Source organism: Pseudonocardia sp. KRD291, from assembly GCF_019263595.1.
Taxonomy (GTDB): domain Bacteria; phylum Actinomycetota; class Actinomycetes; order Mycobacteriales; family Pseudonocardiaceae; genus Pseudonocardia.
This window is the reverse complement of the sequence record NZ_JADQDD010000368.1, coordinates 1-5354: the sequence shown is the minus strand read 5'-3', so window position 1 is coordinate 5354 and position 5354 is coordinate 1. Positions and strand designations below refer to the sequence as shown.

Here is a 5354-nt window from a genome sequence, read left to right as displayed (position 1 = left end):
GGACACGCCCGCCACGACGAGGACCAGCACCGTCGCGACCAGCGCGGCGACCATCGGCGAGTCGAACAACCCTCCGGTGGCCACCCCGAGCACGCCGTAGAGCAGCGCCCAGAACACCGCACCGACCGCGGTGGCCGGGACCAGCCGTCGCCAGGTCAGGTCCATCGCCGCGGCCGCGAGGAGTACCGGGATCCGTCCGGCCGGCACGATCCGCCCGACCATCACGACCAGCCAGCCGCGCCGGGCGAACGTCGCGCGCATCCGCTCCAGCTTCTCCGGCGTCTGGCCGCGGGTCAGCCAGCCGACCACCGTCTCGCTGCCGGCCCGGGCGACCGCGAACGTCACCAGGTCCCCGGCCAGCGCGGCCACCGCGGAGATCAGCAGCACCAGCGGCAACGACAGCGCCGACGACGTCATCGCGACCGCGGCCGCCGCGCCGACCACGGCGCCGGTGGGCACGATCGGCACGATCGACCCGAGCAGCACCCCGCCGGCGAGGACCAGGTAGCCGGTCTGCCCGGCGCCGGGCGTCAGCTCGGCGTCCAGCCAGCCCACCAGCGACGTCACCGCGCACGCTCCGGTTCGACCGGCTCCCCCGGCGGCACGACCAGGACGTCGGTCGGGTGCCCGGCGGCCGCGACCGCGGCGGCGAACTCGTACGGGGGCGCGACGAGCAGGCGCCGCATCCGCGCCCCGGCCGGGCCGGGCATGCCCGCCAGGCCGGTGAGCGCGAGCGTCCCCCAGTGCACCGGCACGGCGACCCGCGGGCGCAGCCGGGCGACCGCGTCCGCGGCGCGGGCCGGGTCCAGGTGCCCGGGCCCCAGGTTCGGGCCCCAGCCCCACACCGGCAGCGCGGCCAGGTCGATCGGGCCCGCCGCGGCGACGTCGTCCATGCCGTCGAACAGGCCGGTGTCGCCGGAGACGTAGACGCGCATCCCGTCGGCCTCGAGCAGGTGGCCCATCGCCGACGACTGCGGGCCGTGGGTCAGGCGCGGGCCCCACCGGTGCCCGCTGTGGTCGGCCGGGACGCCGGTGATGCGCAGGCCGTCGACGTCGCGCCGCTCGCCGATCCCGAGCTCCTCGACCCGCGCCACGCCCTTGCCCCGCAGCCAGGTCCCGGCCCCGCGCGGCACGACGACCCGGACGTCACGGGGCAACATCCGCAGCGAGGGCAGGTGCAGGTGGTCGGCGTGCAGGTGCGAGATCAGGACGAGGTCGACGTCGCGGACGTCGGAGGCGTCCGGCCCGGGCACGACCCGGCGCAGCGGGCCGATCCGCGGCGTCAGCACGGGGTCGGTCAGCAGCACCCGCCCGCCCATCTGCAGCCGCACGGTGCTGTGACCGAGAAAGCGCATCTGCGGCAGGTCCACGGGAGGAGTATCACCCGAGGGCCCGCTCCGCCGCCGGGCCGGGACGCGCCGGGCGGCCGCGCTCGCTCAGCTCAGGCCGAGCACCCGGTCCACCGCGATCTCCAGCACGACCCGGTGCGGGTTCTCCCGCGGGACCCGGTAGCGGCGGGCGTAGCGCTCCTCGGCGTCCCGGACGATCTCGGGCTCGGCGCGGACCACGGCCCGGCCCTCGAGGGTCGACCAGCGCCGGCCCTCGACCTGCGACACCGCGACGCGCAGCCCCTCGTCGCCGGCCGCGGCCACGTTGCGCGCCTTCTGCGAGAGGTCGCGGCAGATCACCCGGGCGATCTCCTGCTCGACGTCGACGGTCGCCCCGACCGGCACGACGTGCGGGGTGCCGTCCCGGCGCAACGTCACCAGCGTGCACAGGTGCCGCTCGGTCCAGAACTCACGCCACTGCTCCGACACACCGTCGGACAACCGTCTCTCCGTCATGCCCGCATCCTCTCCGGCCCGCCGCCGTCCCGCCGCCGGGCACGCCGTCACCACGGACACGCTGCGCGACTCCACCCGCCCGGGCGATGCCCCGACGGGTGACATCCGCGCCGATCATGACCCCCTCGTTCTAACTTTCCGCAGTCACTCCGGCCTCGTCGGTCACATTCGTCACTCCAGGGAGCACTCTCATGGCCTCTCGCACGCTCTCCCGTCTCGCCGGGACCTCCGCCGCCGTCCTCGTCACCGCCGCCCTCGCGGTCGTCCCCCTGGCCGGGGTCGCGAGCGCGGCACCGGCGGTGGACGACCAGAACTGCAAGGACTTCTCCAGCCAGCAGGAGGCACAGCAGCACTACGGCGACGACACCAGCGACCCCGACGGGCTCGACGACGACAACGACGGCGAGGCCTGTGAGAGGCACGACTACACCGGCTCGGGCGGCCCGACCACGGGGGGCGACCAGGGCACCGGCGACCAGGGCAGCGACGACCAGAGCGGCGATGACCAGAGCGCCGGTGACCGGGCCGTCGGAGTCGACCAGGGCGGCGGCGGCGACCAGGGCAGCGGCGGCGACCAGGGCAGCGGCGGCGACCAGGGCACGTCCGGTGAGAGCTCCTCGTCGGGCGCCACCGGGCAGGTGGGCACCACCCCGGTCGGCAGCGTCGACGCCGGAGACGGCAGCGCGGTCGCCGGTGCGGTCGCCGCCGGGCCGTCCGGGCAGGGTGACGACCCGGCGCTCTTCCTCCTCGGCGGCTTCGGCGCTCTCGCCGCAACCGGCGCGGCGACCGCGGTCTGGAACACCCGTCGCTCCGGATCCTCCCGCCGGTGATCACCGGAACCGGGCCGGGACGGCCACCGACGGCCGGATCCGACCGGTCCCGGCGATCATGGCGTGGGCGGCGTGCTCCGGGCGTCCTGCGGCGGGCGGTCTGCGCGGTGCTCGCGGTCGGGGTGCTGCTGCTCGTCCCGGCCACGATCCCTCCGGACGCGGTCGGTGGCACCGTCGCGCCGGTGCCGGCCGGGACCGTCCGACCGGTCGCCGCACCGCTGCCGGCGGCGGAGCCGGTCCGGGTCCGGTCGGCGGCGATCGGGCTGGACAGCGCGATGATCCCGCTCGGGCTCGACGCCGCGGGCGCTCTCGACGTCCCGCCGGACGGCGCGGCGACCGGCTGGTACACCGGCGGCCCCGCACCGGGCCAGCTCGGCCCGGCGGTGCTGGCGGCGCACGTCGACTGGGACCACCGGCTCGGGCCGTTCGCGCACCTGCGCGCACTGGCTCCCGGCGACCTCGTCGAGGTGGACAGGGCGGACGGACGGCGGGCCACCTTCGAGGTGCAGGCCGTGCGCCGCTACCCGAAGGACCGGTTCCCGACCGACACGGTCTACGGCGACCTGCCGCGCGCCGGCCTGCGGCTGATCACCTGCGGCGGGTCCTTCGACCGCGGCGCACACGACTACGACGACAACATCGTCGCGTTCGCGGCACTCGTCACGACCTGAGCGCCCCTGCCCGTGACCGAACGCGCCGGACGAGCGTGGCGCTCGTAGCGCCCGACGCGCCGAGCGCCACGGTCGTCGCGCGCGGAAGCTCAGTCCCCGCGGGTGTCGCGGCGGATCGGGTGCCCGGGCGGGATCTGGACGAACACGATGCGGGTCCCGTCCGGGTCGGCCACCCACATCTCGTGCAGGCCCCAGGGCTCCTCGCGCGGCCCGCGCAGCACCGCCACACCCGCGTCGACGAGCTCGCGGTGCGCCGCGCCGAGGTCGCGCACCTGCAGCCACAGCCGCAGACCACCGGCGTCCGGGGCGCCGTGCCCGTCCGGCGCCCCGGACGGGGCGGCCGAGACCTCGAGGAACCCGTTGCCCAGGAAGAAGACCGTCCCGCCCGGGAACTCCCGGGCGATCGCCAGGCCCAGGGTGTCCCGGTAGAACGCGAGGCTGACGTCCGGATCGGCCGGTCGCAGGATGGCGCGGCTGCTGAGGATCTCCACGTGACGTCACCGTAGTGGCCCGCACCGCGACCCGGACGATCGCCGCAGGACGTGAGATTGGTAGCAAAGCGAACTTTACGGTTGCCGCCGCTCTCCCGGCGTGGTCACCTGATCGTGTTACCCGTGTTCTTTCTCCCGGACGGAGGTCGGCGTTGGCCGACGCGACGACCCGGACCAGGCCGCTCGTCGCGATCACCGTGCTGGCCTCGTGCGGCCTGCTGGTGTCACTGGTCCAGACGATGGTGGTGCCGCTGCTGCCGCAGTTCCCGCGGCTGATGTCGGTGAGCCCGTCGACGGCCTCGTGGCTGATCACCGCGAACCTGATCGCCGGCGCGGTGTCCGCCCCGGTACTCGGACGCCTCGGCGACATGTACGGCAAGCGGCGGATGCTGCTGGTCGCGCTGGGCCTGGTCGGCGCGGGCTCGCTGCTGGGCGCGATCGCGCCGAACATCGTGGTGCTGCTGGCCGGTCGCGTCCTGCAGGGCGCCGCGTTCGGCGTGATCGCACTCGGGATGAGCCTGATGCGCGACGTGCTGCCGGCGGACCGGGTCGGCAGCGGCGTCGGCCTGATGAGCTCCTCGCTCGGCTTCGGCGGCGCGATCGGCCTGCCGATCACCGGTGTCGTGGCCCAGTTCGCGAGCTGGCGCTGGCTCTTCGCCGGCGCGGCCGTGTTCGCGGTCCTGCAGATCCTGCTCGTGCGCCGGCTCGTCCCGGAGTCGTCGCTGCGCGGCGGCGGACGGTTCGACGTGCTCGGCGCCGTCGGGATCAGCACGGTCCTGGTCTGCGTACTGCTGGGCATCTCCAAGGGCAACGAGTGGGGCTGGGCGTCGCCGCTGGTCCTCGGCCTGTTCGCGGTGGCCGCGGTGGTCGGTCTCGCCTGGGGGCGCTACGAGCTGCGCAGCCGTCACCCCCTGGTCGACCTGCGGATCTCCGCCCGCCCGGCCGTGCTGTGGACCAACTTCGCCTCGGTCCTGATCGGGTTCGCCATGTTCACCGGCTTCGTGCTCGCCACCCAGGTGCTGCAGGCGCCGGTGGCCACCGGCTACGGGTTCGGCCTCTCCCTGATCGTGGCCGGACTGGTGCTGCTGCCGATGGGCGGCTCGATGGTGGTGTTCTCCCAGGTCTCGGCGAGGCTGTCGCGTCTGCGCGGGCCGCGGACGACGCTGGTGCTCGGCACGGTCCTGCTGGGTGTCGGCAACCTCGGCTTCGCCGTGCTGCCGTCGAACCTCGGCCTGCTGATCGCGGCCAGCACCACCACCGCCGTCGGCGCGGCGCTGGCGTACTCGGCCATCCCGCTGCTGATCATGCGCGCGGTGCCGGAGAGCGAGACCGCGGCGGCCAACAGCCTCAACACGCTGATGCGCCAGCTGGGCACGTCGTCCTGCACGGCCGTGGCGACGGCGGTGACCACGGCCAGCGTCATGACCCTGGACGACGGCGCCGTGCTGCCCTCGGGCTTCGCCTACTCGACGGCGTTCGTCGCCGCCGGCTGCGCGGGACTTCTCGCCTGCCTGATCG

At 75.0% G+C, this 5354-nt stretch carries 7 protein-coding genes; 3 read left to right on the top strand and 4 right to left on the bottom strand.

Annotated elements, in window-relative coordinates:
• The 3 genes from I4I78_RS29845 to I4I78_RS29835 all read right to left on the bottom strand — a co-directional run.
• Positions 1-567 (bottom strand): DedA family protein (locus I4I78_RS29845; protein ID WP_218614847.1); only part of this gene is annotated, 567 nt, incomplete at its 3' end.
• Positions 564-1355 carry an MBL fold metallo-hydrolase gene (locus I4I78_RS29840; RefSeq protein WP_218614849.1) on the bottom strand — a complete coding sequence of 264 codons (792 nt, stop codon included), beginning with the start codon at positions 1353-1355 and terminating at the stop codon, positions 564-566. The genes I4I78_RS29845 and I4I78_RS29840, both read right to left, overlap by 4 nt.
• Before the next feature lie 81 nt (positions 1356-1436).
• Positions 1437-1844: a TIGR03618 family F420-dependent PPOX class oxidoreductase gene (locus I4I78_RS29835; protein ID WP_218614846.1), complete on the bottom strand. Its 408-nt coding sequence runs from the start codon at positions 1842-1844 to the stop codon at positions 1437-1439.
• A 191-nt stretch (positions 1845-2035) separates the two neighbouring features.
• On the opposite strand from I4I78_RS29835, the gene I4I78_RS33610 reads away from it, so the two are divergent.
• Together I4I78_RS33610 and I4I78_RS29825 are read left to right on the top strand one after the other, a co-directional pair.
• Positions 2036-2674, top strand: a complete 639-nt coding sequence (locus I4I78_RS33610) for an excalibur calcium-binding domain-containing protein (protein ID WP_218614845.1) — start codon at positions 2036-2038, stop codon at positions 2672-2674.
• Positions 2671-3345 carry a class F sortase gene (locus I4I78_RS29825; protein WP_308252440.1) on the top strand — a complete coding sequence of 225 codons (675 nt, stop codon included), beginning with the start codon at positions 2671-2673 and terminating at the stop codon, positions 3343-3345. The genes I4I78_RS33610 and I4I78_RS29825 overlap by 4 nt, the downstream gene beginning before the upstream one ends.
• Before the next feature lie 89 nt (positions 3346-3434).
• On the opposite strand, the gene I4I78_RS29820 is transcribed toward I4I78_RS29825, so the two are convergent.
• Positions 3435-3836 carry a VOC family protein gene (locus tag I4I78_RS29820; protein ID WP_218614844.1) on the bottom strand — a complete coding sequence of 134 codons (402 nt, stop codon included), beginning with the start codon at positions 3834-3836 and terminating at the stop codon, positions 3435-3437.
• A gap of 152 nt (positions 3837-3988) precedes the next feature.
• On the opposite strand from I4I78_RS29820, the gene I4I78_RS29815 reads away from it, so the two are divergent.
• The coding region (locus I4I78_RS29815; protein ID WP_218614843.1) for an MFS transporter at positions 3989-5354 on the top strand (1366 nt) is incomplete at its 3' end.